The 883-nt window shown below is 74.4% G+C and carries 2 protein-coding genes; both read left to right on the top strand.

The features are described from left to right. A partial coding sequence (locus tag GJ693_RS16325) for a TolC family protein (RefSeq protein ID WP_197042313.1) occupies window positions 1-574 on the top strand: 574 nt, incomplete at its 5' end. Beyond that, window positions 571-883: hypothetical protein (locus GJ693_RS16320; protein WP_197042312.1), on the top strand; the 313-nt coding region annotated here is incomplete at its 3' end. The genes GJ693_RS16325 and GJ693_RS16320, both read left to right, overlap by 4 nt.

The following is an 883-nucleotide window of genomic DNA, read 5'->3' as shown; positions in this document are numbered from 1 at the left end:
GCCGCCCCTGCCCTCAACGCTGCCGGCCGACGAATTGGCGCAGCAGCGCCCGGATGTGGCCGCGGCGCAGGCCCGGCTGGAACAGGCCCGCCACCTCCTGGCCGGCGCCCGCGCCCTGCGCACCCCCGATATCAGCGTGGGCGTGCAGTTCGAAAACCAGCCGCTGCCGATCGGCGTCGGCAGTTCCGTGGGTTTCGGCCTGTCGGTGCCATTGCAGATCGGCACCCGCTATTCCGGCGAGATCGGCGTCGCCAACGCCGCGCTCGGCGATGCCGAGGCGACCGCGCAAAAGGCCCTGGCCCAGGCCACCGCCGAAATCGCTGCTGCCCGCAGCCAGCTGGCCAGTGCCAGCCAGCGCCGGCAGCAGCTGGAATCCGAACTGGCGCCGGCCGCCCGCACCGCCGCCAGCACTGCCGAGTTCGCCTGGCGGCGCGGCGCGCTGGCGCTCACCGATCTGCTCGATGCGCGCCGGGCGCTGGCTGCGGCCGAACTCGGCCTGATTGATGCCCGCCGCGATGAGGCCGTGGCCAGTGCCCGCCTGATCGCCGCCGAAGCCCGAGGGGACACCCCATGATCCGCACCCGTGCGCTGGCCACCCTGCTGGCCGGCAGCCTGCTCGCTGCGCTGCTCCCGGCCTGCAGCAAGGATCCCGAACCGCCGCCGCCCAAGGTGGCCGGCGAGCCTGGCGTCATCCGCTTTGCCACCGGCTCGCCCGATCTCGACGCACTGTCGATCGTGCCGGTCGTGCAGGAAGCGCTGCCCGTGTCGGCGGACCTCAACGCCCGGCTGGCCGTGGACGAGGCCGTGACCGGCCGGGTCGGGGCACCGGTGGCGGCGCGGGTGACGGCGGTGCTGGCCGATATCGGCCAGCGTGTCGGCGCCG

This window comes from Sandarakinorhabdus oryzae, assembly GCF_009733735.1.
GTDB lineage: Bacteria > Pseudomonadota > Alphaproteobacteria > Sphingomonadales > Sphingomonadaceae > Sandarakinorhabdus > Sandarakinorhabdus oryzae.
Note: the sequence above shows the minus strand (reverse complement) of the source record. Positions and strands in the feature narration are given on the sequence as shown.